This is a genomic window from Ferruginibacter profundus (assembly GCF_054783275.1).
In genome coordinates this window covers 1,914,375-1,941,173 of record NZ_BAAGQW010000001.1, presented here as the reverse complement: position 1 = coordinate 1,941,173, position 26,799 = coordinate 1,914,375, and the positions used below count along the sequence as shown (strand labels likewise).

Here is a 26,799-nt window from a genome sequence, read left to right as displayed (position 1 = left end):
TTCAGTGAACAACAGCCCTGCAAGGGTTATGTTTTCAATTGAAAATGTAATTGAGTCGCTCCCGCGACCCCGACGTGGTTGCTGATAGGACGAGCAATTGAAACCTGCCCCTGTCAGTGAAAAAATCTCCGAAAGTTTTCTCAATATTTTTAACCTCATTTCAATTTTTAAGAATTGGAAAACAGTAACATTACCATCAGGGTAGCAACGGCCAACGATAAGCATTACGCAAAAACAATAACAGATGAAATGGAATCCTCTGCCAGGGCAAGGGGTACAGGTATTGCAAAACGTTCTCCCGAATACATCGAAAAGAAAATGACCGAAGATAAGGCGGTGATTGCCCTTACCAGTGATGGTAAATGGGTTGGCTTTTGCTATATAGAAGTGTGGAAAGGAGAGTACGTTGCCAACAGCGGTTTAATTGTAGCGCCTGAATTCAGAAAGAGTGGCGTTGCCAAACAGATCAAAAAAAGAATATTCGACCTGAGCAGGGAAAAATATCCTGAAGCAAAAATATTTGGATTAACCACGGGCCTTGCAGTAATGAAAATTAATTCGGAGTTAGGTTATGAACCTGTTACTTACAGTGAATTAACTGACGACGAACAGTTTTGGGCCGGGTGTAAGAGTTGCGTTAATTACGATATCTTAATGAGTAAAGACAGGAAGAATTGTATGTGTACTGCAATGTTGTACGATCCCAAAGATCATTACGAACCTGCAGAGACCAAACAATTTTTTGAAGAAAATAAAAACATCTTTGAAAGATTGATCCGCTTTAAACAATGGAAATTATTGAAACCATTTTTTGATAAACCATCATCAGGTGGTAACGGTGGCGGAGGATCAAAATCAGTATTCAGGTCTTTTTTTAATTTTTAAAAATGGAACAAGCAGCGCAGCAATTAGATACTATTGTAGATACCTATTCAGTTGAATTTTTAAATTTTACTGAAGCTGAACTTGCGCTTAAACCTGCAGCTGATAAATGGAGTAAGAAAGAAATTATCGGCCACCTCATCGACTCTGCACAAAACAATATCAGAAGATTTATTGTAACGCAATACGAAACCACGCCGCATATTGTATATGCACAGGATAAGTGGGTAAGTATACAAAATTATCAAGCGTACAATAGTAAAGATCTTATAACCTTATGGTCGTTGTTGAATAAACATATTGTTGCGATCTTAAAAAATATGCCTGCTGCAAATTACCGTTTGCAATGCAATACGGGAAAAGAACAGGAACAATTGCATACGATTGAATTTCTTGCGCAAGATTATATCACACATCATCTTCATCATTTAAAACAAATTGTAACATAAAATGAAATAACCCCTGGTTATTCCATGTGGCAAACAAAAAATAAAAATAATTCACATGAAAAAAGTTGTTTTAGGTTTCAGCGGCGGATTGGATACCACCTACTGTGCAAAATATTTTACCGACGAGAAAGGATATGAAGTGCATTCGGTGATCGTAAATACCGGTGGCTTCAGCGAAGAAGAATTAAAAAAGATTGAAGCGCATGCCTATAAGCTGGGTGTAAAAACGCATACCACTATTGATGCGGTAAAAAGTTATTACGATAACATCATTAAATATTTGATTTTTGGCAACTGCTTAAAAAATAATACGTACCCTTTAAGTGTGAGTGCCGAAAGATTGAGCCAGGCCTTAAGCATAGCGGAACATACCAAAAAATTAAAAGCTGATGCCGTAGCGCATGGCAGCACCGGTGCTGGTAACGACCAGGTAAGATTTGATATGATCTTCAACATTATGATACCAGGGGTGGAGATTATTACCCCGATACGTGACATGAAACTGAGCCGTGAAGAAGAGATCACCTATTTAAAAAGTAAAGGGGTGGAGATGAACTTTGAAAAAAGTGCCTACTCTATCAATAAAGGTTTGTGGGGAACAAGTGTAGGTGGTAAAGAAACTTTAAACAGCAAAGGGTTGTTACCAGAATCAGCATGGCCAACACAGGTTAGTAAAACCAATGCCGAAGAAGTGAAGCTGGGTTTTGTGAAAGGAGAATTGTTTAGTGTGAACGATAAAAAATTTGATCATCCTTCTGAAGCGATACAATATTTACAAACTATTGCCGGGCCTTTTGGATTGGGCCGGGATATACATGTTGGCGATACCATCATCGGAATTAAAGGCCGCGTAGGTTTTGAAGCAGCTGCGCCAATGGTAATTTTAAAAGCTCACCATGCGTTGGAAAAACATGTGCTTACCAAATGGCAATTGAACTGGAAAGACCAGCTGGCATTATTTTATGGCAACTGGTTGCACGAGGGACAGATCATGGACCCGGTGATGAGGGATATCGAAGCATTTTTTACCAATAGCCAGCAAACGGTAACGGGTGATGTATTTGTTCAATTACAGCCTTATCATTTCCAGGTGATCGGTATTGCATCTGAATTTGACCTGATGAGCGCAAAGTTTGGTAAATATGGTGAAATGAATACAGGTTATACAGGAGATGATGTAAGAGGCTTCAGCAAAATTTTCGGTAATCAAACCTCAATTTATCACAAAGTAAATGCGGCAGGCGATGGCAAATAAAATCCGGGTTGGTATTATTGGAGGTGCAGGATATACTGCCGGCGAACTGATAAGGATATTATTGAATCATCCTGGTGCTGCATTGGTTTCCATTCACAGTAACAGCAATGCAGGAAATTATATTTATAAGGTGCACCAGGATTTAGTTGGCGAGACCGATTTGAAATTTACAGGGGAGATAAGTAATGATGTTGATGTATTGTTTTTATGCCTGGGCCATGGTGAATCGAAAAAGTTTTTAGCAGAAAATAAAATTGCCGATGCCGTAAAAATTATTGACCTGGCAAACGACTTCAGGTTAGTTTCGCAATCAGAGATAGGGAATAGAAAATTCGTATACGGGTTACCGGAACTACAAAGAGAAAAAATTGCCACAGCCAATAATATTGCTAACCCCGGTTGTTTTGCCACTGCTATTCAATTAGGTTTATTGCCACTGGCAAAAGCAGGTTTGTTAAATGAAGTATATACAACGGGTATTACAGGTAGTACCGGTGCAGGGCAAAGTTTAGCTGCCACATCACACTTTAGCTGGCGTGCCAATAATATACAGGCGTATAAAACTTTAACGCATCAGCATAATGCAGAGATATTGCAATCCATCAATTCATTACAATCAGCGTCAGCTTTAAATGAAGAGGACTTCAGTTTTGTTCCCTGGAGAGGAGATTTTACAAGAGGCATATTTATCAGTTCCCAGGTAAAATGTGATTTGAGTGTAGAAGAATTGCAGGTGATGTACAGGGAGTTTTATAATGGCCATCCGTTTACTACAGTAACTACAGAGTCAGTGTTTCTGAAGCAGGTTGTAAACACTAACAAATGTATTATTCAATTAGAAAAATCGGGCAGCAGGTTAGTGGTACATTCCGTAATGGATAATTTAACCAAAGGCGCCAGCGGGCAAGCCATTCAAAATATGAACCTGGTTTTTGGATTAGAAGAAACAACAGGATTAAAGCTGAAAGCGAATTATTTTTAGCGAAATGATGCTCCAAAATCCCCTGAAAGGGACTTTGGAGTTCAATCTTTAAAAGAGTTTTTCAATCAAGTAAGGAAAATAATAGGATTTAAAATTGATACTGATACAAATTAATTATTCACTTTAAAATTAAGTTCCCCTTTGGGGGCAGGGGCATTATGCAACTATTCGACGTTTATCCACTCAACGACATTGTGATCGACAAGGCACAAGGCTCTTATGTATGGGATGATAAGGGACAAATTTATTTAGATATGTACGGCGGGCATGCTGTAATATCAATCGGTCATACGCATCCGCATTATGTAAAGCGATTAGAAGATCAATTGCATAAAGTAGGATTCTACTCCAACTCAGTAAAAATTCCTTTACAGGTGCAGTTGGCAAAAAAGTTAGGCGAAGTTTCGGGTAAAGAAGATTACCACCTTTTTTTGTGCAACTCCGGCGCCGAAGCAAATGAGAATGCATTAAAGCTGGCGTCGTTTTATAATGGCAGAAAAAAGATCATTGCATTTTCAAAAGCCTTTCACGGCAGAACATCCTTAGCCGTTGCGGTGACTGATAATCCCAATATTGTAGCCCCGGTTAATCAGACGGATAATGTGGTGTTTCTTCCTTTTAATGATGAAGCTGCTTTACAAAATTATTTTGATGCACATGGTAATGAAGTATCATCAGTAATTATTGAAGGTATACAAGGCGTTGGCGGCATTAATGTTGCCAGCGATACTTTTTTACAAAAAATAAGAAGCCTGTGTGATCAATACAATGCGGTATACATTGCAGACTCTGTACAATGTGGTTACGGACGTACCGGTAAATTTTACAGCCAGGATTTCAGTGGTGTTGATGCCGATATTTATACCATGGCAAAAGGTATGGGTAATGGTTTTCCGGTGGCAGGTATTTCTATTGCTCCCCAGTTAAAAGCCAAACACTTTATGTTGGGCACTACATTTGGAGGTAACCACCTGGCATGTGCCGCAGCGTTATCAGTGCTTGAAATTATTGAAGAAGATGCATTGATGCACAATGCGGCATCAGTTGGTGCTTACTTGATTGAAGAATTAAAAAAGCTTCCGAAAATAATTGACGTAAGGGGTAGAGGATTGATGATCGGTATTGTGTTGCCGGAAGAAATGAAAGAAGTAAAGAAAAATTTATTATTTAAACATAAAATATTTACCGGCGAAGCCAAGCCTAATGTGATCAGATTGTTGCCGGCATTAAGTATTACAAAAGAAGATGCGGATATTTTTCTGAAAGCAATAAGCATAGAGCTTAAAGCTTAAAGCTAAAAGCAAAGAAATGAGAGATTATAAAAAATACGGAGTTTGGACGAAAGCACATCAACTGACTTTGCATTTGTATAACAATGTGTTGCCGGGTTTTCCAAAAAGCGAACAATTTGACTTGCATTCGCAAATTAAAAGAGCAACTTACTCTATCCCATTAAATATTGTTGAAGGGTGTGGAAGAAACACCGACAAAGATTTTGCTCATTTTCTTGATATCGCACTGGCATCAGCTCAAGAGGCAGAATATTGTGCGCTGCTTGCACATGATTTAGGATATTTAAGTAGTGAAATTTATCAAAAGGTAGATCAGATGTATAACGAAGTAAAAGCCATGCTTATTGGCTTAATAAAGTCAATAAGAAAATAATTAATAACCAACTATCAGCTCAAAGCTTTAAGCCTCTTGCTTTTGGCTTTCAGCTTTTAACTTTCAGCTTAAAAATGAAAAATTTTATTTCTGTTAATGATGTTACTGATATCAATGCTTTGGTTGCAAAGGCGCTGGCGTATAAAGCCAATCCTTATGCAGACAGGATGTTGGGAGCAGACAAAAAAATTGGATTGTTGTTTTTAAATCCGAGCCTGCGTACAAGATTAAGCACACAGGTTGCGGCGAAAAATTTAGGTTTTGAAGCCATTGTTTTTAATGTAGATAAAGAGGGCTGGGCGTTGGAATTTGAAGATGGCGCTATCATGAGTGGCACTACGGTAGAGCATGTAAAAGATGCCGCACCCATTTTAGGACAATATTTTGATGTGTTGTGCATCCGTGCATTTCCGTCACTAAAAAATAAGGAAGAGGATTACAGCGAACTGGTGATGAAATCTTTTGTGCAATATGCCGGAGTGCCCATTGTAAGCCTGGAAAGTGCCACATTGCATCCACTACAATCGCTTACAGACATTATTACTATCAAAGAGCAGGTTGAACAATCGAAAATCATACATCATAAACCTAAAATCGTTCTCACCTGGGCACCACACATTAAGCCTTTGCCACAGTGTGTTTCCAACTCATTTGCACAATGGGTGAATGCCTGGGGCGAAGCGGATTTTGTGATCACACATCCGGAAGATTATGAACTGGACGAGCAATTTACAAAGGCCGCAACCATCACACAAAACCAGGATGAAGCTTTAAAGGATGCAGACTTTGTGTATGTAAAAAACTGGAGTACTTATACTGATTACGGAAGAATTTATTGCAATGATCCTTCGTGGATGCTGACAGAAGAAAAATTGAAACTGACCAATAATGCCAAAGTAATGCATTGCTTACCGGTAAGAAGAAATGTTGAATTGAGCGACGAGATACTCGATGGCAGCAACAGTTTGGTTACAAAGCAGGCGGGTAACAGGGTATGGGCAGCTCAAGCTGTTTTATCAGAAATATTGAAAGCGAAATAATGGAGCAGTTATTTGTTATAAAAATTGGTGGCAATGTAATTGATGATGAAAAAAATCTTTCAGCATTTCTTAAAAATTTTGCTGCAATCCCGGGGCGGAAGATCTTAATTCATGGCGGAGGGAAAATTGCAACTAAGCTGGGAGATAAATTAGGCATAGCATCTAAATATATCAATGGCAGAAGGATTACCGATGCCGAAACCATTGACCTGGTTACAATGGTATATGGCGGATTGGTAAACAAAAAACTAGTAGCTCAGTTGCAAGCCATACAATGCAACGCTATCGGTTTAACCGGCGCCGATGCCAACATCATTCCAGCCACAAAAAGGCCGGTTACCAAAGAAGGTATTGATTTTGGTTTTGTGGGAGATGTAAATACAAAAGAATTAGGAACCAGTAACCTGCAATGGATGGTTGATAGCGGGCTTACACCAATCATAGCGCCGCTAACGCATGATGGCAAAGGACAAATACTGAATACCAATGCCGATACGATGGCATCTTCCATTGCGGTAGCATTATCTGCATTGTATAATGTGCGATTGATCTATTGTTTTGAAAAGAAAGGGGTGTTGGAAAATGTAGATGATGACAATTCTGCCATACGATTGATCAACAAAGATATTTACCAGCAATTAAAAACAGGCAATAAATTATTCGACGGTATCCTGCCAAAAATTGACAATGCATTTGCAGCTATTGATAGCGGTGTAAAAGAAGTATTGATCGGCCATGCGGATGATTTATTACAAAACACAACTGAACAAACAACCGGTACTTTAATCAAGAGGTCTTGACGGGGGCTGACGGCTTTGAGCCGTGTGACCGCTATAAAAAAATATATGCAACAGGAACAATTATACAGTGAAGCAGTAAGCTTATTAAAAGACTTAATTTCCACGCCTTCATTTTCAAAAGAAGAAAATGATACGGCAGAAATTTTAATGGCTTTTTTTACAAAGCATAATATTGCATTTTCCAGGGTAGGCAATAATATTTATGCCAGGAACAAGTATTATGATGCCCATAAACCTTCCATTTTATTAAACTCACACCACGACACGGTTAAACCTAATAAAGGCTATACACTCGATCCGTTTACGCCAATTGAAAAGGAGGGTAAGTTATTTGGTTTGGGCAGTAATGATGCCGGCGGATGCCTGGTAAGTTTAATTGCCACTTTCTTACATTTTTACAATGACGAAAATACAAAATACAATGTGGTGTTTGCTGCCAGTGCAGAAGAAGAGATCAGCGGTGTAAATGGTATTGAATTGGTATTACCTTATTTAGGAAATATTGATTTTGGTATTGTGGGCGAGCCAACAAAATTAGAAATGGCTGTGGCAGAAAGAGGCCTGATGGTGATTGATTGTACAGCTCCGGGCAGGGCAGGACACGCTGCAAGAAAAGAAGGAGAGAATGCATTATACAATGCAGTAGATGATATTAACTGGATAAGGAATTACCATTTTGAAAAAGTAAGCGACCTGTTAGGGGAATCAAGATTAACCGTTACTGTAATTGAAACAGAGAACAAGCAACACAATGTAGTACCTGCGCAATGCAAATTTGTAATTGATGTACGGGTGAACGAACTCTATACTTTTGACGAAATACTGGAGGCATTAAAAGCGAATTTAAAAAGCGCCTTTAAACCCCGTACCACAAGGATGAAATCAACAGCCATTGCATTGGACCACCCGCTGGTAAAAGCAGGTATCCATCTGGGCAAAGGTTATTACGGTTCGCCAACTACAAGTGATAAGGCGCTGATGCCTTTTCCTACTTTAAAGATGGGGCCCGGCGATAGCGCAAGAAGCCATACCGCCGATGAATATATTTACCTGGATGAAATAAAAGATGGTATTACTACTTATATAAAAATGGTGGAGCAGATTGTACAATAAGTAGAGTAAATGGCATAGGGTAAAGGGTAAAAGCCCTGAATCCTAAACGCTAAACTTTTAAACGCTAAACTTGAGTGAAATGAAATTATGGCAAAAAGATAAAGCATCATTACAGGAAGTAGAAAAATTTACTGTAGGCAAAGACAATGAGCTGGATATTCACCTGGCACCATTTGATGTTTTAGGTTCGCTGGCACATACCAAAATGCTGGAGTCGGTTGGGTTGCTTACCAAAGAAGAACTGACTTTGTTAGAAGCGGAATTAAAAAATATTTACCAGCAAATACAAAAAGGCGGCTTTACATTAAATGAGGGTGTAGAAGACATTCATTCGCAGGTGGAATTAATGCTCACTGAAAAATTAGGTGATGTAGGTAAGAAAATTCACAGCGCAAGAAGCCGTAACGACCAGGTTTTAGTGGACCTGAAATTATTTTTGCGGCACGAAATTGAAAAATTAGTGGGCAATACCAAAGATCTTTTCGACCTGCTGATCCGGCAAAGCGAAAAATATAAAACAGACCTCTTGCCAGGTTATACGCATCTGCAATTAGCCATGCCCTCATCATTTGGTTTATGGTTTGGCGCTTATGCCGAAAGTTTGGTGGATGATCTTACTACCTTGCAGGCAGCCTATATTGTGGTTAATAAAAATCCATTGGGTTCCGCTGCAGGGTATGGCAGTTCCTTCCCCATCAACAGAACTCTCACCACACAACTATTGGGTTTTGATGACCTGAACTATAATGTGGTATATGCACAAATGGGACGTGGCAAAACAGAACGTATTGTGGCATCGGCCATGGCCAATATTGCTGCTACATTATCTAAATTAAGTATGGATGCCTGTTTGTTCATCAACCAGAATTTTTCATTCATTAGTTTTCCTGATGAATTAACAACCGGCAGCAGCATCATGCCGCACAAAAAAAACCCGGATGTATTCGAGCTCATCCGCAGCCACTGTAATCGTATACAGGCATTGCCCAACGAGATCATGCTGATGACCACCAACCTGCCTTCAGGTTATCAGAGAGATTTGCAATTATTAAAAGAACATATCATTCCTGCATTTGAAAATTTAAACAACTGCCTGCAAATGGCGGGTTTAATGTTGAGCAATACCGAAGTGAAGAAGGATTTATTAGAGGATGAAAAATATAAATTTCTATTTAGTGTGGAAGAAGTGAATAAATTAGTGCTGCAAGGCCTGCCATTCAGAGATGCGTATAAAAAAGTGGGGATGGATATTGAAGAAGGTAATTTCAGGTATTCCACCGCAGTTAATCATACCCACGAAGGTTCTATTGGTAACCTCTGCAACCCCCAGGTTGAGCAGGCAATGCAAAATATTATCCAAAAATTCAATTTTGATAAAGTGAAAATTGCGTTGCAACAATTATTAGGTTAGATTTGCCACACAATTTTTAAAAGCAAATGGCTGATCAGGCACCCAAAAAACGCATTGCTATCTTTGGTTCCACCGGCTCAATCGGTACACAGGCATTGGAAGTTATCCGTGCCAATCCTGATTTATTTGAAGTAGAGATACTCACCGCACAAACCAATGATGAGCTGCTGATCAAACAAGCCATCGAATTTAAGCCCAATGCCGTAGTTATTGGCGACGAAGGCCGTTACCAGAAGGTAAAAGACGCTTTAGCAAAAACTTTAGTGAAAGTATTTTCAGGCGAAAAAGCCCTGGAAGAAGTAGCTGATTTTGATAGTTATGATATGATGCTGGCGGGTATTGTGGGCTTTGCCGGCCTTAAACCAACCATGAAAGCCGTTGAAAAAGGTAAAGTGGTTGGCCTGGCTAATAAAGAAACCCTGGTGGTGGCCGGCGACCTGGTAATGCAAAAAGCCATTGAAAAAAGAGTACCCATCATTCCTGTTGACAGCGAACATTCGGCCATATTTCAATGCCTGGTAGGAGAGAGCAGGAATAAGATTGAAAAGATCATCCTTACTGCAAGCGGCGGCCCTTTTTTAGGTAAAAAGCCCAACTATTTGGTGAATGTAAAAAGAGACCATGCCTTGCAGCATCCCAACTGGACGATGGGGGCAAAGATATCGATAGACTCTGCCACCCTGATGAATAAAGGGCTGGAGATGATTGAAGCCAAATGGTTATTCAATTTACAGCCCGACCAAATACAGGTAGTGGTACATCCGCAAAGTATTATTCACAGCATGGTACAATTTGAAGATGGCAGCATTAAAGCACAAATGGGTTTACCTGATATGAAACTGCCCATTCAATATGCCATGGCATTTCCGCAGCGCATTAAAAACGATTTTCCAAGACTGGATTTCAGAAAATATCCCAACCTCAGTTTTGAGGAGCCGGATGTTAAAACTTTCAGAAATCTGGCCCTGGCAACCGAAGCACTGTTCCGTGGTGGCAATATGCCTTGTATATTGAATGCGGCCAATGAAATTGCGGTATGGGCTTTTCTCCGCAATCGGGTGGGTTTCCTGGATATGACGGCAATGGTGGAAAAAACAATGGAAAACATAAAATTCATACCAAAACCCACCATGCAGGAATATTTTGAAAGCGACGGTGAAGCCCGTAATTTTGCCGCTTCGTTAATTAACCTGTAGCCCCTCCATCCTCCCAACTTATTGGGGAGTATCGGGTGTCTGCAAACCAACTATAATATTATATCTTCAGCCAGTTCAATTGAAATACGGTTTGAAAAATTATAAACTTTAAAACTAAGTTCCTCTTTCAGGGGACAGGGGCATATGACATTATTATCAATAGATTGGCCGGTAGTAGGCGTAAAAGTGGGACAACTTTTACTGGCATTATCGATACTCGTTATTTTACACGAATTTGGCCACTACATTACAGCACGCTGGTTCAAATGCCGGGTAGAAAAATTTTACCTCTTTTTTGATCCCTGGTTTTCGTTGGTTAAAAAGAAGATCGGCGATACCGAATATGGTATCGGCTGGCTGCCATTGGGCGGTTATGTAAAAATTTCCGGCATGGTGGACGAAAGCATGGATAAAGAAGCATTGAAATTACCACCGCAACCATACGAGTTCCGGAGTAAGCCTGCCTGGCAGCGTTTGATCATCATGTTAGGTGGTGTGATCATGAATGTGCTGGTAGCATTTTTTATTTATGCCATGGTGTTGTGGGTTTGGGGCGATTCAAAAATTCCTATGTCGAGTTTAGAAAATGGTATTGGTATCCAGAACAAACAAATTACTGAACTGGGTTTTAAAAGTGGTGATAAAATAATTGCCATCAATGGTAAGCCCATTGTATATTTTGAAGACCTTACCGAGAAAATTTTAATTGGTACCGAAGCCAGGATTGTTGACCTGGAACGTGATGGTAAAAAAATGCAGATAACCATTCCCGTTAAATTCTTAAACCAGGTAATTGAAAACCGCAAAGCTGCAAGAGGGTTTATTACTCCAAGGCTTCCGGCCATATTAGGTGAGTTTGATCCGAAAGATACGGCCAATAAAGCGGTGCAGGGCGGTTTAAAAGAAGGCGACAGAATTATTGCTGCTGATAATGTGCCGATTAATTTTTTAGATGAGATCAGTGCTTACCTGGAAGATAAGAAGGATAAGAATGTAACTTTTAAAGCCATCAGGGGAACAGACACGGTTACTAAAAATGTGATAGTGGATTGTAACGGAAAGATTGGTATCAGCAGGTATTCATACGAAAAATATGATACCATGAAAGTATTGCACATTGAAAAAACACCTTACACTTTCTTCCAGGCATTTCCTGCCGGTGTAAGCAAAGCTGTAAAATCATTAACCTCTTATGTAGACCAGTTTAAAATGATCTTTAAGCCTGAAACAGGCGCCTACAAAGGCCTTGGTGGCTTTAAAGGGATGACCAATGGCTTGCCCGGCACCTGGGACTGGGAAACTTTCTGGTTGTTTACGGCCTTTATTTCTATGGCATTGGCCTTTATGAACCTGTTGCCTATTCCGGCTTTGGATGGCGGACACGTAGTGTTTACATTATACGAGATGATCACCGGGCGCAAACCCAATGAGAAATTTCTGGAGTATGCACAGATCGTTGGTATGGTGTTACTTTTAGGATTGATGCTGTATGCTAACGGTAACGACTGGTTTGGATGGGGAAAAACAATTAGTACAGATTGTAAATAGAACAGGATTTCTGATTTATGATGTCTGATATCATACAGCATAAATCAGAAATCAAACATCGTTCTATAATTCTATCCCGATCTTCTTCATCAATATGGAGGCATTTAAACTAGTACAAATCCCTTCCTTCAGTTTATAATCAAAATACAATTCATCATTGGCTACCTGCACATCAAAATGATAATTTAAAATATTGTTGGGGTAGTTGTCTTTTAATTTTGCCAATTCCACATCGTGGGTGGCGATAATACAGGCGGCTTTGTGTTTGATCAGTTGTTTTACCAATGCCACCGAGCCTGTATGACGATCCAATGAATTAGTACCTCTTAAAATTTCATCCAGTAAAATAAATATTTTTTCACCGGCATTTACTTTGTCGATGATGGCTTTTAGTTTTTTTAATTCGGCATAAAAAGTACTGGTGCTTTCTTCTAAATTATCTGCAATACGCATGCTGCTGATAATTTGTACCGGCGATAGTGTAAATGTTGCCGCACATACAGGAGCGCCTGCCATTGCCAACACCGTATTTACGCCAATGCTACGCAGGTAGGTACTCTTGCCCGCCATATTGCTGCCTGTTATCAGCATCAGTTCTTCACGGGTAGTAATGCTGATATTGTTGTTGACTCTTTTGGCAGCACTGATCAATGGGTGGCCGATATTGGTGCCTGCTATATAAAAATGTTCTTCTTTAAATAAAGGATAACTCCATTCCGGGTGATTGAATGCCAGGCCGGCAAAACTATGCAGCGCTTCAAATTGCCCGATAGCTTCAAACCAATCATTGATATTTTGACGGTTGCGTTGTTTCCATTTTTCGAGCGCCATGGCCTGTTGTATATCCCATTGTAAAATTACAGCCAGTGGTATAAACACTACAGGATTCAATCGCAGGTCTAGCCGCTCTACAATTCTTTTCAACTCTTTTAATTGAACTGATGCTTTGGTGTGCTCAATCACAAATTTTGATTGCAGTGATTGCAGTAATGGCGCATTAAAAGAAGTTTGTTCTACATGTTTTATGCTATCGGCCAGCACGGCTAATTCATCTGCCATTTTACTTACCTGCATGTGTAAAGGCGCAATTTTTTTTGCCATCACCAAAGCAATTAAAGCAGAACCCAGCAAAAACATATTCCTTACCGGGTTGGTAATTACATCTCCTGCGTTTAAAATAATTACGGTGATGATGATTGCAGGAATAGCATATTGTAAAATCTTCCAGAAAAGATTATTGATAAAATGTGGCTCGGCCTGCAACCATTCCTGCAAACGGGATGCTGTTAAAGTGGTTATCTTTTGTTCCTTACCATATGCTTCCAGTTGTTGCCGCCAGGCTGTTTTGGCCGACAGTTCTTTTACCGCTTCCTGTCTTTCTTTAATTACAGTAATGGCTGCAGGATGCAGCAACCAGTTACTTAATATACCGCCACCCATATCAGAAGTGGTGCGGTTGCAATATTGAAATAAGGAAGCCCTGCCAAAAATATCCAGGTCGTTGGAGTAGGGGTGCTCTGTTGCAGGTATGTATTGATGGCCATCATCAAAACTGTAATAATTGTGTGCCAGCGCCTGCAATTCGGCTTCGTTAATTTGTTTTAAATGACGGTTATTTTTTATTGCAGTTTTATTCTGCAGGTCGATATAGATGAGCCGCACAAATACAACAACTAATAACAAGGCAGTTATAACCGCATAGCGGATACCCGCAGGCAATAAAAAATACAATGCCGCACCAATAGCCACGGCGGCCGCAAAGCGCAACCATGCCAATAGCGATTTTTTAGATTGTAATTGTTGGTATTGTTCTTCCAGTGCTTGTATCCTTTGCTGATAAAATAGATCCGGCTGCATAGCTATGTTTTGTTAAATGATTGTACTGCAAATGTACTTTTATAACGAATACTAATTAGTTTTCGTAATTTTGTATGCTTAATTAGTAATTCTGCATTATTAATGATTCATTGCAAAACGGGGCCGACCGGTTTTGACAGCATAGTTCTTTGTAAGTATAAGCATGTAGTGCGTTGGATAATTAGCACTTTAATCTGAATATTCAACAACTTAAATGGCAATACTCAGTATGCCATGGCTGCTTAATCGATAGATTAACATCCATTAGGGCCGCCGAACAGGTCAGTTCTGTTACCATGTTCCGCCGCCGACTCAAAAACAAAACGGAATGCTGTAGTGGAATGAAGTGACCACTGCTTAAGACCATTCTTCTAAGGATACAGTTGGTTGGTTAGGTTCCTGCTATATCCCGACAATTAATAACTAAATAAACATGTAGAAAGCTTACGGCGGATGTGTTTGGACCAGGGTTCGATTCCCTGCGGCTCCACTGATTTAAGCCCTTGAGTTCAAGGGCTTTTTTGTGAATAGTTAAGATTAAATTTAGTATTTGATTTAGTATTGTTATTCCTTTCTTTTTTATGAGCCACCTAATTTTTACGGGACTTAATAATTACACCAAACCTGCAATCAAATAGCTCTGCATATAGTAGTTATAAATTCCGGACTTTTTTTATGCCCTTAAATCAATTTGTTTTTACTCAACTAATGACAACTATTTTCTGTTATCTTTAATTATTGATTTACGTTTATTTGCTAAATGGAACCTGTTGCTTATGACGAAACTGCTTTATTAAAGCGCCTGAAAGAGGGCGACACTACTGCATTTATTCAACTCTACGATCATTATCATCATCCACTCTATATATTTATTCTGCGGTTTGTAAAAGTGCCTGAGTATGCAGAAGATGTGTTGCAGGATGTTTTTTTAAAAATATGGGAAATAAGGGAACGTATCAATCCTGATTTATCGTTCAATGCTTACTTATATAAGATCTGCCGCAATAAAGTATTTAAGTTATTAAAGAAAATAGTAACTGATAATGCCATGCAAACCCAGCTGATGAATCAATTGGAGACAGCCACAGAAGCACCTCACCTTAAACTGCAATGGAAACAATATAACGACCTGTTGCATAAAGCCGTAAATCAATTGCCCCCTCAAAGGCAAAAGGTATTTAAACTTTGCAGGGAGCAGGGTAAAAGTTATGATGAGGTGGCTGAAGAACTTGGCATTTCCAGGAATACCATTAAAGAACACATGGTTGCGGCTATGAAATCTATTAAAGAATATATTTTTCAGCATGGGGAATTATCATTGCTGCTATTGTTTTTTTACAGTCAAAAAAAATAATTTATAACCGACCCACCCTCTTTTGTTGTTCAAGGATATTATATAGTAGCTGCTTAACGATCAGCCTACTTGCTTATGATAGAAAACCTGTCTTATTACAAAGATATTTTTCAGCGTTACCTGAATAATAATTGCACCCCTGCAGAAGCCGAAGCGCTTTTTATCTTCCTCGAAAAAAATGAATCTGACAAGCTATTGTTGCAGCAGTTAAGAGAAGAGTTTGAACAGATACCCAAACCTGTGGCTGCTACAACAGATTACAGCAGCCGTGTTTTAAACAACCTGCTGAGTAAAATAAATGAAGTCCCCGTTGTACAAATGCCAAAAAGAAGATGGTCAAGAATTGCTGTAGCGGCGGCTGCGGTGGCCATTGTTATAAGTGGCTATTTATTTTTTAATAAGCAGGCTGCCAATAAAATAGTTGCCCAAAAAGAAGACATTGAAAAACGTTACAAAAACGATATTGCCGCAGGCGGTGACAAAGCTATACTGGTGTTAGGCAACGGGCAATCCATTGTATTGGATAGTGCTGCAAACGGAACACTGACGCAACAGGGTAATACCAAAGTACTTAAACTGAATAACGGGCAATTATCCTACGCTTCCGGTACCAATGCCGGCAGCAACGAGGTGCTCTATAATAGCATTGTTACACCAAGGGGTGGTCAATACCTGGTGGTATTGCCTGATGGTACCAATGTATGGTTGAATGCTTCTTCTTCATTGCGTTTTCCTACAGCATTTGTTGGTAAAGAACGCAGGGTTGAAATAACCGGCGAAGCCTATTTTGAAGTACAGAAGAATAAAGCGATGCCATTTATTGTTGCCATCAATGGCGGATCGGAAGTTGAAGTTACAGGAACGCATTTTAATATCATGGCCTATGAAGATGAGCTTACCATGAAAACCACATTGCTGGAAGGGGGCATCAATTTGCATCATGGAAATGAAGTACAAAAATTAAAACCCGGCCAGCAGGCACAGCTTACTCAAAATAAAATGCAATTGATCAATGATGCCGATGTGGATCAGGCCATTGCATGGAAAAACGGTTTATTCGATTTTAATGATGATGTGGTGCCGGATATCATGCGGCAATTATCCCGCTGGTACGACATAGATGTTGCCTATGAAGGTAAAATTCCCGACGGGCATTACGTAGGCTCAGTACGTAGAAAATCCAATATTTCTGAAGTGTTGAAAATGCTGGAACTGGCCGGCGGTATACATTTTGAAATACAAGGCAAAAAAGTAATTGTAAAAAAATAAGCAAAAAGATTTTATACAACAGGTAGCTGAAAAAAACCGTCCCGGCTGGTACCCGGAACGGCCAAAGTTCAGGTTACTCAAATACACAATTGACACTGATAGTTGAATTCCTAAACATTTCAAATTTATGCAAATTCTAATGAACCGCCCTGCTATTTTGAGGGTAAAACTTTTAAAGGTTATGAAATTAACTGCTGTTTTTTTGCTGGCTGCCTTGCTCCAGGTTTCTGCAAAAACCTTTTCCCAAAGGGTGACGTTGAAGATGCAGAATGTTACGCTGGACAAAGTTTTTAAAGAAATAAAAAAGCAAAGTGGCTACCTGTTTTTGTATAAAACAGAAGAGCTGAAAAAGATTGGTAAAGTAAGCATTGATGTACAGGATGCAACCATTGATGAAGTTGTTTCCAAAGCATTGTCTGCTACACAGTTCAGCTATAAAATTGTGGATAAAACAATTATCCTGGAACCAAAGCCATTGTTGTTGCAGCCTTCGGTTACAACAGCAGTAGTATCTCCAACCGTGACGATCTCAGGTTTAATAACTGACGAGAACGGGGCGCCCTTAAACGGGGCTTCAATTCTTATAAAGGGAACTTCCCGTGGTACACAAACGGATGCCAACGGCAGGTTCAATATCAATGTAAACTCCGGGGATGATATATTGGTAGTGTCTAACACAGGATACAAAAGCAGGGAGCTGGCTGTAAAAAATTTACCATCTCCTGCGGTGATAGTACTTAAGTTGGCTGATACAAAATTAGAAGACGTGGTGGTGATCGGGTATGGTACCCAACGAAAAACTTCTGTTACCGGGGCTATCAGTACAGTGTCTTCAAAAGAAATATTGAAATCGCCAAATTCAAATGTTACCAATAGCCTCGTTGGCAGGTTAACAGGATTATCTGCTGTACAACGTAGCGGGCAACCGGGCAATAACGAAGCACTGATCAGTATCCGCGGCTCGGCCACCTATAATAATAATGCCGCTATTGTGGTGGTAGATGGAGTAGAGCGTGCCAGTTTTGGCGATATCGACCCTAATGAAATTGAAAGTATCTCTGTATTAAAAGATGCTGCTTCCACTGCGGTGTTTGGTATTAAAGGTGCCAATGGTGTTATTGTGGTAACTACAAAAAGCGGCCGTGAAGGAAAACCAAGAATCAGTTATAGCGGCAACGTTAGTTTGCAAAGTTATACCGGTATACCTAAAGCATTAGATGCCTATAACAATGCATTGCTGATCAACGAAGCTAACCGCAATGATGGCATTGCTGAAACATGGGCACCTGATGAGTTACAAAAATTTAAAGATGGTTCCGATCCGCAGGGTTATCCCGATATCAACTGGTTTGAATATCTAACCCGTAAAACATATACGCAAACACAACACAATATCAATGTAAGTGGTGGTACCAAAGTGGTAAAATATTTTGCTTCCGTAGGATATCTTTTTGAAGACGGCATTTTTAAAAAATTCGATTCTCCTTTTGGTATCCGGTCCACACCCTCTTATACCCGCTACAATTTCCGGTCCAATGTTGATTTTAACCTGAGTAAAGATCTTATGGTAGGCGTGCGTTTGGGAGGCAAGCTGGGCGAACGTTATCAGCCTGCAGGTTTGCAATCAGGTTCCGGTTCTTTTTCCTATGATAATATTGAGGCAATGATATCAAGGATATTGCAAACACCTTCATTTGCGTATCCAGTTACGTTACCTGATGGCAGGATTGCACAAAATCCGAATGTGGGAACCAATATCTGGAATCCTTTGGCTGTAATAACAAGATGGGGTACACGAGAAGATGATAACAATACATTGGAAAGTACTTTTAATATCAATTATAAATTAGACCGTATCACCAGGGGCCTTGCCTTTAAAGCGGTGATGGGCTATGATTCTTATTTTTCGAGCGCTACAAGGCGTAATGCGGTGTGGGCTGCTTATGTGGTAGACAGAAAGACCAAAGTGGTAACCCTGTCTCCCGACAGGCCCAGAGACGAGCCTTTAAGTGGTTTGATCACCTCTTTCAGCGGATTGATCAACTCTAACCTGCAGGCAGGATTTAATTACGACAGAACATTTAAAAAACATGCTTTTACAGGACTGGTATTAGGTAACCGTCAATTAATCCGTGAGCAGGGGTCAGGGTTAAATGCGCCTCCAAAAGCATCCCAGGGTTTGGTGGGAAGGGTTACTTACAATTATGATAAAAGATACTTTGCCGAATTTAATGCAGCTTACAATGGTTCTGAACAATTTGCAAAAGGAAAACAATATGGATTTTTTCCTGCTGTTTCTGCAGGGTGGACGATCAGCAATGAAAAATTCATGCAGAATGTTTCATGGGTATCTAATTTAAAGATCAGGGGTTCTTATGGTTTGGTGGGTAACGATAAATTAAACACCCGCTTTTTATTCCTGGATAATTATTCCGTTGCAGGGTACACCAATTTTACCGACCCCGTTTACTCCAGGCCCGGTAATGGTGTGCAATTCGGGTTGCCTACATCGCTAGTAAACTACCAGGTGGTGGTACCTACTTCATTTGGTAATCCTGATGTAACATGGGAAACAGGCACTAAAAGAAATATTGGTTTGGAGGCAAGTTTCTTTAATAAAAAATTATCTATTACTGCAGATCTGTTTGATGAAAAGAGAGTGGATATTCTGACCAACAGGGCTTCGGGATTATTAACCTACGGACAAACTTACCCGGCTTTAAACATTGGCCAGGTGTATAACAAAGGGTACGAACTGGAAGTTAATTACCAGGGCAGCATCGGACAATTTAATTATGGTTTGATAAGCCAGCTGTCTTTTGCACGTAATAAAATTTTAACAAGGGATGAACCGCCGGGTACCCCTGATTATAAAAAACAGGAAGGTAAGCCTGTAGGCCAGTTCTTTGGATTTTTAGCTGATGGTTTTTATGCTTCTGCTGCAGATATAGCTGCATCGCCAACCAATACATTGGGTACACCAAAGCCCGGAGACTTAAAATATAAAGATTATAATGGTGATGGAAAAATTGACGCAGATGATATTGTGCCTATCGGTTTTACCAGGACGCCGGAATATATTTTTAGTGTAGCACCTTCTGTTTCTTACAAGGGCTTATCGCTATCATTACTTTTTCAGGGAGTTACTAATGTAAGTTCAGATGTTATTTTGAATGAGCAAAATAACGGGCAGCAGATCTATGAATTTCAATTAGACAGATGGACGCCTGATAATGCAGCCAATGCAAAATGGCCTGCGCTGCATTCCAGGGGCAATACTTACATCAGCTATCGCCTGAACGATTTTATTTTACAGGATGCTTCCTATATCAAATTAAGAAATGCAGAATTGTCGTGGACTTTGCCACAGCACATGATCAGGCAGCTTAAGCTATCTGGTTTAAGGGTGTATTTATCAGGACAAAATCTGCATACCTGGACTAAATTTAAAATGTACCTGGACCCGGAAAATGTAAATCTTTCCAATACAGATTTTTCAAAACAGTCTATTTATCCAACATCACGAATTTTCAATTTTGGTGTAAACGTTCAACTGTAAAAACAACAACAATGAAATCAATGTATAAAATTGCTATCGCTGTCTTACTATTATCACTGGTAGTATCTTGTAAAAAAGATTTTTTAGACAGGGCTCCAAGTGTAAATCTTTCTGAAGCAGATATTTTTTCAAATCCCGTTTTGGCGGCACAGTACGCAGATAATGCCTACAATAGCCTGATAGATGAATACGCCCGTTTTAACGCACATCGTGGAATTACCGGCCAGGCTGCAGATGAAGCCGTATCTGGTAATAACGAAGTGTCCATCCGTACCCTTACCAATGGAACTTATCATGATCATTACGAAAGAGGTGGTGCTTCTTTAAATGATATCAGTGATGTATGGGCCAGGGCATATGGCGGTATTCGTGTTGCCAATAAAATGCTGGAGATGATTGATAAAGTGCCCTGGACCAGTAACCAGTCTCCTGCAAGAATTAAAGGAGAAATGTTATTCATCAGGGGCTTTTTATATTTTGAACTCATCAAAAGATTTGGCGGCGTACCTATCATTGACCATGTATACGGCCCCAATGAAAATATTGATATTCCGCGAAATACTTATACCGAATGCGTAAATTTTATCATCAAAGATTTGAAAGATGCAGATCTGCTATTGCCGGCTACTTATGATAACTCCAATAACGGAAGAGCTACTTCGGGTGCATCAAAAACATTGCGTGCAAGGGTATTATTATTTGCAGCCAGCGCATTAAATAACGAAACTAACGACCTGGAAAAATGGAAAGCTGCTGCGGCTGCTGCAAAAGAGGTAATGGATCTGAACCTGTATTCATTGCAGCCAACTTATGCTGATATTCTGAATGTTGCGTCTTCGCCAGAGTACATTATGATAAAAATAAGAGGGCCACGCCCCATTGATGGGTTTTTGCTGGACTTTGCCATGTCGCCCGGTTCGGGAGGTGCACAGGGGCAACTGAACCCTACACAAAATCATGTTGACCTCTATGAGATGAAAACAACAGGAAAACCTATTTCTGACCCAACTTCCGGCTACAATCCGCAATTACCTTATGCCAACCGTGACCCACGTTTAGCAGCCAATGTATTGTATAATGATGCTACCTGGCAGGGGCGTAAGATGGAAATGTGGAGTGGGGGAAAAGATTACTTGTCCGGAAATGTAACTTATACGGCTACACGATATTACTGCCGCAAATTATGGCCCGAAGTGTATATCAGGAATGTAAGCGGTACCGCACTGCTGAATTTTGTTTATTTCCGTTATGCAGAAGTATTGCTCACTTATGCTGAGGCACAAAACGAAGCGGTGGGTCCGGATGCAAGTGTATACAGCGCAATCAACCAGATAAGGGCAAGAGCAAGTGTGGGTATGCCTCCGTTGCCTGCAGGTTTAACCCAGGCCCAAATGCGGGACAGGATAAGGAACGAACGTGCGGTGGAGCTGGCATTTGAAGATTTCAGGTGGTATGATATCATGCGCTGGAAGGCAGGTCCGCAAATAGTGGCACAACCGATGTATGGCATGAACGTAGTTAAAAATACCAATGGCACATTTACCTATAATAAAGAATTGCTGCCTGCAAATATGCAAAAGGTTTACCTGGATTATATGCATCGTTATCCCATTCCTCATTCAGAAATTTATAAAAGTAAGGGTATTTTATTGCAAAATACCGGGTGGTAATAAGCGATATAATTTAAAAAATATAAACTAACTATAATGAGCATACGTAATAAAATTCTTTTGGTCACTTTTTTTATTGGCCTTTCACTTTCAGGCAATGCGCAGGTGCCGGGTACACCTGTAACTGCGATAGGGAAAATCGTAGACAGTAAAAATGCACCTGTTGAAGGTGTTGCGATTTTTATCCAGGAAAAAACTTCGGGTATTGTAAGCGGAGCAGATGGCGTATTTACTGTTAAGTGTACCTCCAATGATATCCTGATTTTTAAAAAACAAGGATTCAATACTATTCAAAAAGCGGCTACAGATCTTATTGGTGCCGATGTGTTGATGATATTATCATTAATTGATGCCGGCGATGATGACGTGGTAAGTATTCCTTTCGGATTCAGAAAGAAAAGAGCTTTGTCTGCTTCCATCAGTTCTGTAAAAGGCAGCGAATTGCCACAACTCCCGTTATCAACTTTAAACAATGTATTGTCAGGAAAAATTCCCGGTCTGTATGTAAAGCAAACAGGAACACGTCCCGGTACAGATGATGCCACATTTTTAATACGTGGCCGGTCATCTTACAATAGCAACCAGGAACCATTGGTGCTGGTAGATGGTGTGGTAAGGGATTTTGTGAATATGGATTTAAATGAGATACAAAGCATCAGTGTTTTAAAAGATGCCGCTTCTTTATCATGGTATGGAATGAATGGTGCTAATGGTGTAATTTATGTTACCACTAAACGTGGCAGCCCTTCGGCAACAAAAATTTCTTTAGATGTACAGGGCGGTGTACAGGCGCCGGTTAATAAAACCCAAACAGTGAATGCCTACAACTACGCAACCTTATATAATCAGTCGTTAAAAAATGACGGGGCCTTACCAAGATATGATCAAACGGCACTGGACGGGTATCAATCAGGATCAGATCCCTATAAATATCCCAATGTAAATTTTGCAGATGCTTTTCTAAAAACGGCGGCACCGGTGCAGCGTTATGTTGCAACAGTAAGCGGGGGTAATGCATTTGTAAAATATTTTACTTTACTGAGTTACTATAACCAGGATGGTTTATATAAAGGTGCAGATAATGATAAATACAATTCAAACACCAACTACAAGCGTTATAACTTTCGCACTAACCTCGATCTGCGTATAAATAAATCACTCGACGTGCAATTGGATGTAGGCGGCAGGGTTGAAAACCTGCGGTACCCTAATTCCGGTAACGGAACTTTTCTGTCAACGATATTCAGTACACCGGCTAATGCTTTTCCGTTGCTGAATGCCGATGGTACTTATGGCGGCAGCTCACTATTCCGCAATAATCCATTGGCGATGCTGAATGCTGATGGCAATATTACCGATCTGTACCGAACGTTGTTAGCTACTTTAAATGTGAAGCATAAACTTGATTTTATTACAAAAGGGTTGTCTGCCAATGTATTTTATACGTATGATATTACAGGTACATTTCAATCCGGCTATAGCCAGAGTTATGAAGTGTATGAACAAAACAGCAACGGCACTTTTACACGTTTTGGAAATAAAACTCCGCTTACTTACCGCTCTACTTCCTTTGGTGGTAATTTAAGGAACAACGAATTCTGGGCAGGATTTGATTATGACCGTACTTTTAAAAAACATGCTATTAATTTTTCTACACGAATGCAGCGTGCTGTAAGCTCACAACCAAACCGCCTGGATAATAACCGTGTAAGCTATGCCAACCGTGTAAGCTATAATTACAACCAACGGTATTTTGCTGATGTGGTGGTTACCTACGCCGGCTCTCAAAACTTTGCACCTGATAAACGCTTTGGCTGGTTCCCGGCTGTATCTGCAGGGTGGATCATCTCTGACGAAAAATTTCTTAGGTCAGTACATTTCCTGGATTATTTAAAACTCAGGGGCTCTTACGGTTTGGTGGGCAATGATGGTATCAGTGCAAGAAGATTTGCCTACCGTAATTATTTTTCAAGAGGCGGTTCGCAATATACTTTTGGAACGGGGTACACCGCTGTATCAAATACTACAGAAGTAGAGCTGGGCAACCCTGATCTTACGTGGGAAAAAGCGACTAAAACAAGTATTGGTTTTGAAAGTAAGTTATTAAAACAAGCAGTTGCCGTTTCGTTTGATTATTTTAATGAAAGGAGAACAGACTTACTGACAACAGCATTATTGCCCAATATTTTAGGCCAGTCAGTGGTGGATGTTAACGCCGGTACTGCCGCTTACAAAGGATTTGAAATCGGGCTTACTTACAACAAAACTTTTGGAAAAGTAGGTGTGCAACTTAATGGTAACTATACCCGTGCCACCAGTAATATCATTGCTTTAAATGAAGAAGCCGGTTTGCCGGGGTATCAAAAACAAGTGGGTTATTCTATTGGTGGAGTGGGTGATAATTTTGTAAGAAAATTTTTAGTTGCTGAAGGATTATTTCAATCACAGGCAGAAATTGACGCAGCACCGGTGCAGAGATTTGCTGCGGTTGTGCGTCCCGGTGATATACGGTATAAAGATATTAACGGAGATAAGGTGATAGATAACCTGGATTATATAATGACCAATTATTCTGATATTCCTAAAGCATATTACGGATTTGGTGCTTCAGTTAATTATGCTCATTTTGATATTACGGCTCAATTCCAGGGAGTAGAGGGCAGAACTATCCAGATCAATGATCTCATTAATTCCGGCTCTGCAGCAACCGGCTATATCAATCAGTTCAGTGCGCAAAGCTGGACAACTGATAATGCAGCTACTGCTATTTATCCAAGAATGTCGCTTACCAACAGAGGGAATAATAATCTTAATTCCACATTCTGGTTGCGGTCAGGAGATTATCTCCGCCTGAAGAATGCAGAGCTCGGGTACTCTGTTTCATCAAATACCTTAAAAAGATTTAAACTGGCTTCCTGCAGATTTTACGTAAGCGGATTTAATTTACTCACTTTCAGTAAAGTAAAAGACCTGCCCATCGATCCGGAAATTCCAGGCTCAGGTTACGGATCAAACTATCCTTATCTAAGAACTTTTGCAGCGGGCGTGAGTGTAAATTTTTAACCCAAAAATTAAAGTTATACAATGAAACATACAATCAATAAATTTTGCATCATACTACTGCTGGTGATTTCTTCCACGGCTTGTAAAAAGAATTATTTAAAAGATGGTAGTACTACAGAAGGTAATATTACAGAAGACCAGGTGTGGGGAAATGATAGTTATGCCCGTGGTTACCTGAACAATGCCTATTTTACTGTTCCTTCGGGTTTTGACCTGGATGGCGATGGTGCAATGCTGGCTTCGGGCTCTGATGAAGCGGTAAATTCTAACGGAAACTCTTCCATTAATATTTTTAACAATGGCACCTGGAGCCCTTTACGTACCATTGATAATGTGTACAGCAGCATGTATGAGGGTTTAAGAAAAGTAAACCTGTTTTTAGTAAAAGTACCTACAGCAGTGATCATTCCGCAGGATGGTTTATCACTGGAAGATGATGTAAAAAGATTAAAGGGAGAAGCCTTTTTTTTACGGGCCATGTTTCATTTTGAATTAGTGAAACGTTATGGTGCTGTAACGTTGGCAACAAGAGTGTTCGACAGGGAAGAAGATCTTAACCTGCCTAAAAATACTTACCAGGAATGTGTTGACCAGATTGCAAAAGACTGCGATTCTGCGTTTGCGTTATTACCTACATGGACACAATCGTGGAGTGCTGCCAACAGGGGCCGTGCCACTAAAATGGCGGCACAGGCAATCAAGTCCAGGCTGCTGTTGTATGCTGCCAGCCCTTTATTCAACCCATCCAATGATGTAACTAAATGGCAGGCCGCAGCCAATGCAGCTAAGGTGATCATTGATTCCAATAAACACAGTTTAATTACACCTTATATTAATATTTTCAACTTTGGTGCAGCACAGTATAATAACGAAGTGATCTTTGCTACACAGGCATTAAACCGTAACGATATTGAAACGAATAATGCACCTGTTAGTTACGATGGTGCCAAAGGCAGAACTGATCCCATACAGGAGTTTGTAGACGCATTTGAAATGACCAACGGTAAAGCAATTACTGATGCCACATCGGGCTACAATCCTGCAAACCCTTATAACCTTCGTGATCCGAGATTAGCGCTTACGGTAAATTATAATGGCCGTTTGTTTAAATCAATTGCGGTAGAAACTTTTGTTGGCGGTAAAGACGGGTTGAATAAAAATGTGAATGCTACAAGAACAGGATATTACATGCGCAAATTTTTAAGTGAAGCAGTAACATGGAACCAGGCTTCAAATACCAGTGCAAGAAGGCCATGGGTAGTATTCAGATATGCAGAAACATTATTGAATTATGCAGAGGCTTTAAATGAAGCGCAAGGTCCTGTTGCAGATGTATACAAGTATGTGAATGCGGTACGCCAGCGTGCAGGTATTGCAATGCCGGTATTGCCCACAGGATTAACGCAAAGCCAGATGAGAGACAGGATAAGAAATGAGCGCCGCATTGAATTATGTTTTGAAGGACATCGTTTCTTTGATGTGCGCCGTTGGAAACTCGGTGATACTTACCTGAATAAACCCGTTACCGGTATGCGTATCATCAATACTGCAGGTGTACTTACATTTACTCCGTTTGAAGTAGAGAAAAGAGTATTTGCTGACAAGAATTATTTATATCCTTTTTCCCAGAATGATATTAACAGGCAGCCCGCTTTAATTCAAAATCCTGGTTATTAAATTTTATTT

The 26,799-nt window shown here is 40.0% G+C and carries 19 protein-coding genes and 1 other RNA gene; 19 read left to right on the top strand and 1 reads right to left on the bottom strand.

Going from position 1 to position 26,799, the window contains the following annotated elements; genetic code table 11:
• Positions 1-174: 174 nt before the first annotated feature.
• From ACYVM0_RS08220 to rseP, 12 genes are all read left to right on the top strand, one after another.
• A complete protein-coding gene (locus tag ACYVM0_RS08220; RefSeq protein ID WP_460555229.1) occupies positions 175-885 on the top strand; it encodes a GNAT family N-acetyltransferase in 711 nt (236 codons plus the stop codon).
• Between the two features lie 2 nt (positions 886-887).
• Complete coding sequence (locus ACYVM0_RS08215; protein ID WP_460555226.1) at positions 888-1,331, top strand: DinB family protein; 444 nt, start codon at positions 888-890, stop codon at positions 1,329-1,331.
• A gap of 55 nt (positions 1,332-1,386) precedes the next feature.
• Positions 1,387-2,586: an argininosuccinate synthase gene (locus tag ACYVM0_RS08210; RefSeq protein ID WP_460555223.1), complete on the top strand. Its 1,200-nt coding sequence runs from the start codon at positions 1,387-1,389 to the stop codon at positions 2,584-2,586.
• On the top strand, positions 2,576-3,568 hold the full coding sequence (gene argC, locus ACYVM0_RS08205; protein WP_460555220.1) for an N-acetyl-gamma-glutamyl-phosphate reductase: 993 nt from the start codon (positions 2,576-2,578) through the stop codon (positions 3,566-3,568). The genes ACYVM0_RS08210 and argC overlap by 11 nt, the downstream gene beginning before the upstream one ends.
• A 158-nt stretch (positions 3,569-3,726) precedes the next feature.
• Complete coding sequence (locus ACYVM0_RS08200) at positions 3,727-4,860, top strand: aspartate aminotransferase family protein (RefSeq protein ID WP_460555217.1); 1,134 nt, start codon at positions 3,727-3,729, stop codon at positions 4,858-4,860.
• 16 nt (positions 4,861-4,876) lie between these two features.
• Positions 4,877-5,233, top strand: a complete 357-nt coding sequence (locus ACYVM0_RS08195; RefSeq protein WP_460555214.1) for a four helix bundle protein — start codon at positions 4,877-4,879, stop codon at positions 5,231-5,233.
• Between the two features lie 74 nt (positions 5,234-5,307).
• Complete coding sequence (locus tag ACYVM0_RS08190; protein ID WP_460555211.1) at positions 5,308-6,273, top strand: Rossmann-fold NAD(P)-binding domain-containing protein; 966 nt, start codon at positions 5,308-5,310, stop codon at positions 6,271-6,273.
• Positions 6,273-7,073 (top strand): acetylglutamate kinase, encoded by an 801-nt coding sequence (argB, locus tag ACYVM0_RS08185; RefSeq protein ID WP_460555208.1) that lies wholly within the window; start codon positions 6,273-6,275, stop codon positions 7,071-7,073. The genes ACYVM0_RS08190 and argB overlap by 1 nt, the downstream gene beginning before the upstream one ends.
• Positions 7,074-7,118: 45 nt before the next feature.
• Positions 7,119-8,186, top strand: a complete 1,068-nt coding sequence (locus ACYVM0_RS08180) for a M20 family metallo-hydrolase (RefSeq protein ID WP_460555205.1) — start codon at positions 7,119-7,121, stop codon at positions 8,184-8,186.
• Between the two features lie 79 nt (positions 8,187-8,265).
• Positions 8,266-9,597, top strand: coding sequence for an argininosuccinate lyase (gene argH / locus ACYVM0_RS08175; RefSeq protein ID WP_460555202.1), 1,332 nt, complete (start codon positions 8,266-8,268; stop codon positions 9,595-9,597).
• A 26-nt stretch (positions 9,598-9,623) separates the two neighbouring features.
• A complete protein-coding gene (locus ACYVM0_RS08170) occupies positions 9,624-10,793 on the top strand; it encodes a 1-deoxy-D-xylulose-5-phosphate reductoisomerase (protein ID WP_460555199.1) in 1,170 nt (389 codons plus the stop codon).
• Positions 10,794-10,937: 144 nt separating this feature from the next.
• On the top strand, positions 10,938-12,341 hold the full coding sequence (rseP, locus tag ACYVM0_RS08165) for a M50 family metallopeptidase (RefSeq protein ID WP_460555197.1): 1,404 nt from the start codon (positions 10,938-10,940) through the stop codon (positions 12,339-12,341).
• Positions 12,342-12,404: 63 nt separating this feature from the next.
• Here rseP and ACYVM0_RS08160 read toward each other — a convergent pair whose 3' ends face one another.
• The gene (locus tag ACYVM0_RS08160) at positions 12,405-14,198 is read right to left on the bottom strand and encodes a MutS-related protein (protein WP_460555194.1); all 1,794 of its coding nucleotides are present in this window, start codon (positions 14,196-14,198) and stop codon (positions 12,405-12,407) included.
• 119 nt (positions 14,199-14,317) lie between these two features.
• Here ACYVM0_RS08160 and ssrA point away from each other — a divergent pair.
• The 7 genes from ssrA to ACYVM0_RS08125 all read left to right on the top strand — a co-directional run bounded on the left by ssrA (position 14,318) and on the right by ACYVM0_RS08125 (position 26,790).
• Positions 14,318-14,691, top strand: a transfer-messenger RNA (tmRNA) gene (gene ssrA / locus ACYVM0_RS08155).
• A 267-nt stretch (positions 14,692-14,958) separates the two neighbouring features.
• Positions 14,959-15,552, top strand: a complete 594-nt coding sequence (locus tag ACYVM0_RS08150; RefSeq protein ID WP_460555191.1) for an RNA polymerase sigma factor — start codon at positions 14,959-14,961, stop codon at positions 15,550-15,552.
• A gap of 75 nt (positions 15,553-15,627) precedes the next feature.
• Complete coding sequence (locus tag ACYVM0_RS08145) at positions 15,628-16,821, top strand: FecR family protein (RefSeq protein WP_460555188.1); 1,194 nt, start codon at positions 15,628-15,630, stop codon at positions 16,819-16,821.
• A gap of 181 nt (positions 16,822-17,002) precedes the next feature.
• A complete protein-coding gene (locus ACYVM0_RS08140; RefSeq protein ID WP_460555185.1) occupies positions 17,003-20,380 on the top strand; it encodes a TonB-dependent receptor in 3,378 nt (1,125 codons plus the stop codon).
• A gap of 11 nt (positions 20,381-20,391) precedes the next feature.
• Positions 20,392-22,050: a RagB/SusD family nutrient uptake outer membrane protein gene (locus ACYVM0_RS08135; RefSeq protein WP_460555182.1), complete on the top strand. Its 1,659-nt coding sequence runs from the start codon at positions 20,392-20,394 to the stop codon at positions 22,048-22,050.
• A 36-nt stretch (positions 22,051-22,086) separates the two neighbouring features.
• Positions 22,087-25,113 carry a SusC/RagA family TonB-linked outer membrane protein gene (locus ACYVM0_RS08130; protein WP_460555179.1) on the top strand — a complete coding sequence of 1,009 codons (3,027 nt, stop codon included), beginning with the start codon at positions 22,087-22,089 and terminating at the stop codon, positions 25,111-25,113.
• A gap of 21 nt (positions 25,114-25,134) precedes the next feature.
• Positions 25,135-26,790, top strand: coding sequence for a RagB/SusD family nutrient uptake outer membrane protein (locus ACYVM0_RS08125; protein ID WP_460555176.1), 1,656 nt, complete (start codon positions 25,135-25,137; stop codon positions 26,788-26,790).
• Positions 26,791-26,799: the final 9 nt, after the last annotated feature.

Excerpts from the sequence above, each read along its gene's own strand:
- ACYVM0_RS08215 (WP_460555226.1), top strand. The coding sequence starts at position 888 with ATGGAACAAGCAGCGCAGCAATTAGATACTATTGTAGATACCTATTCA.
- ACYVM0_RS08210 (WP_460555223.1), top strand. The coding sequence starts at position 1,387 with ATGAAAAAAGTTGTTTTAGGTTTCAGCGGCGGATTGGATACCACCTAC.
- argC (WP_460555220.1), top strand. The coding sequence starts at position 2,576 with ATGGCAAATAAAATCCGGGTTGGTATTATTGGAGGTGCAGGATATACT.
- ACYVM0_RS08200 (WP_460555217.1), top strand. The coding sequence starts at position 3,727 with ATGCAACTATTCGACGTTTATCCACTCAACGACATTGTGATCGACAAG.
- ACYVM0_RS08195 (WP_460555214.1), top strand. The coding sequence starts at position 4,877 with ATGAGAGATTATAAAAAATACGGAGTTTGGACGAAAGCACATCAACTG.
- ACYVM0_RS08190 (WP_460555211.1), top strand. The coding sequence starts at position 5,308 with ATGAAAAATTTTATTTCTGTTAATGATGTTACTGATATCAATGCTTTG.
- argB (WP_460555208.1), top strand. The coding sequence starts at position 6,273 with ATGGAGCAGTTATTTGTTATAAAAATTGGTGGCAATGTAATTGATGAT.
- ACYVM0_RS08180 (WP_460555205.1), top strand. The coding sequence starts at position 7,119 with ATGCAACAGGAACAATTATACAGTGAAGCAGTAAGCTTATTAAAAGAC.
- argH (WP_460555202.1), top strand. The coding sequence starts at position 8,266 with ATGAAATTATGGCAAAAAGATAAAGCATCATTACAGGAAGTAGAAAAA.
- ACYVM0_RS08170 (WP_460555199.1), top strand. The coding sequence starts at position 9,624 with ATGGCTGATCAGGCACCCAAAAAACGCATTGCTATCTTTGGTTCCACC.
- rseP (WP_460555197.1), top strand. The coding sequence starts at position 10,938 with ATGACATTATTATCAATAGATTGGCCGGTAGTAGGCGTAAAAGTGGGA.
- ACYVM0_RS08160 (WP_460555194.1), bottom strand. The coding sequence starts at position 14,198 with ATGCAGCCGGATCTATTTTATCAGCAAAGGATACAAGCACTGGAAGAA.
- ACYVM0_RS08150 (WP_460555191.1), top strand. The coding sequence starts at position 14,959 with ATGGAACCTGTTGCTTATGACGAAACTGCTTTATTAAAGCGCCTGAAA.
- ACYVM0_RS08145 (WP_460555188.1), top strand. The coding sequence starts at position 15,628 with ATGATAGAAAACCTGTCTTATTACAAAGATATTTTTCAGCGTTACCTG.
- ACYVM0_RS08140 (WP_460555185.1), top strand. The coding sequence starts at position 17,003 with ATGAAATTAACTGCTGTTTTTTTGCTGGCTGCCTTGCTCCAGGTTTCT.
- ACYVM0_RS08135 (WP_460555182.1), top strand. The coding sequence starts at position 20,392 with ATGAAATCAATGTATAAAATTGCTATCGCTGTCTTACTATTATCACTG.
- ACYVM0_RS08130 (WP_460555179.1), top strand. The coding sequence starts at position 22,087 with ATGAGCATACGTAATAAAATTCTTTTGGTCACTTTTTTTATTGGCCTT.
- ACYVM0_RS08125 (WP_460555176.1), top strand. The coding sequence starts at position 25,135 with ATGAAACATACAATCAATAAATTTTGCATCATACTACTGCTGGTGATT.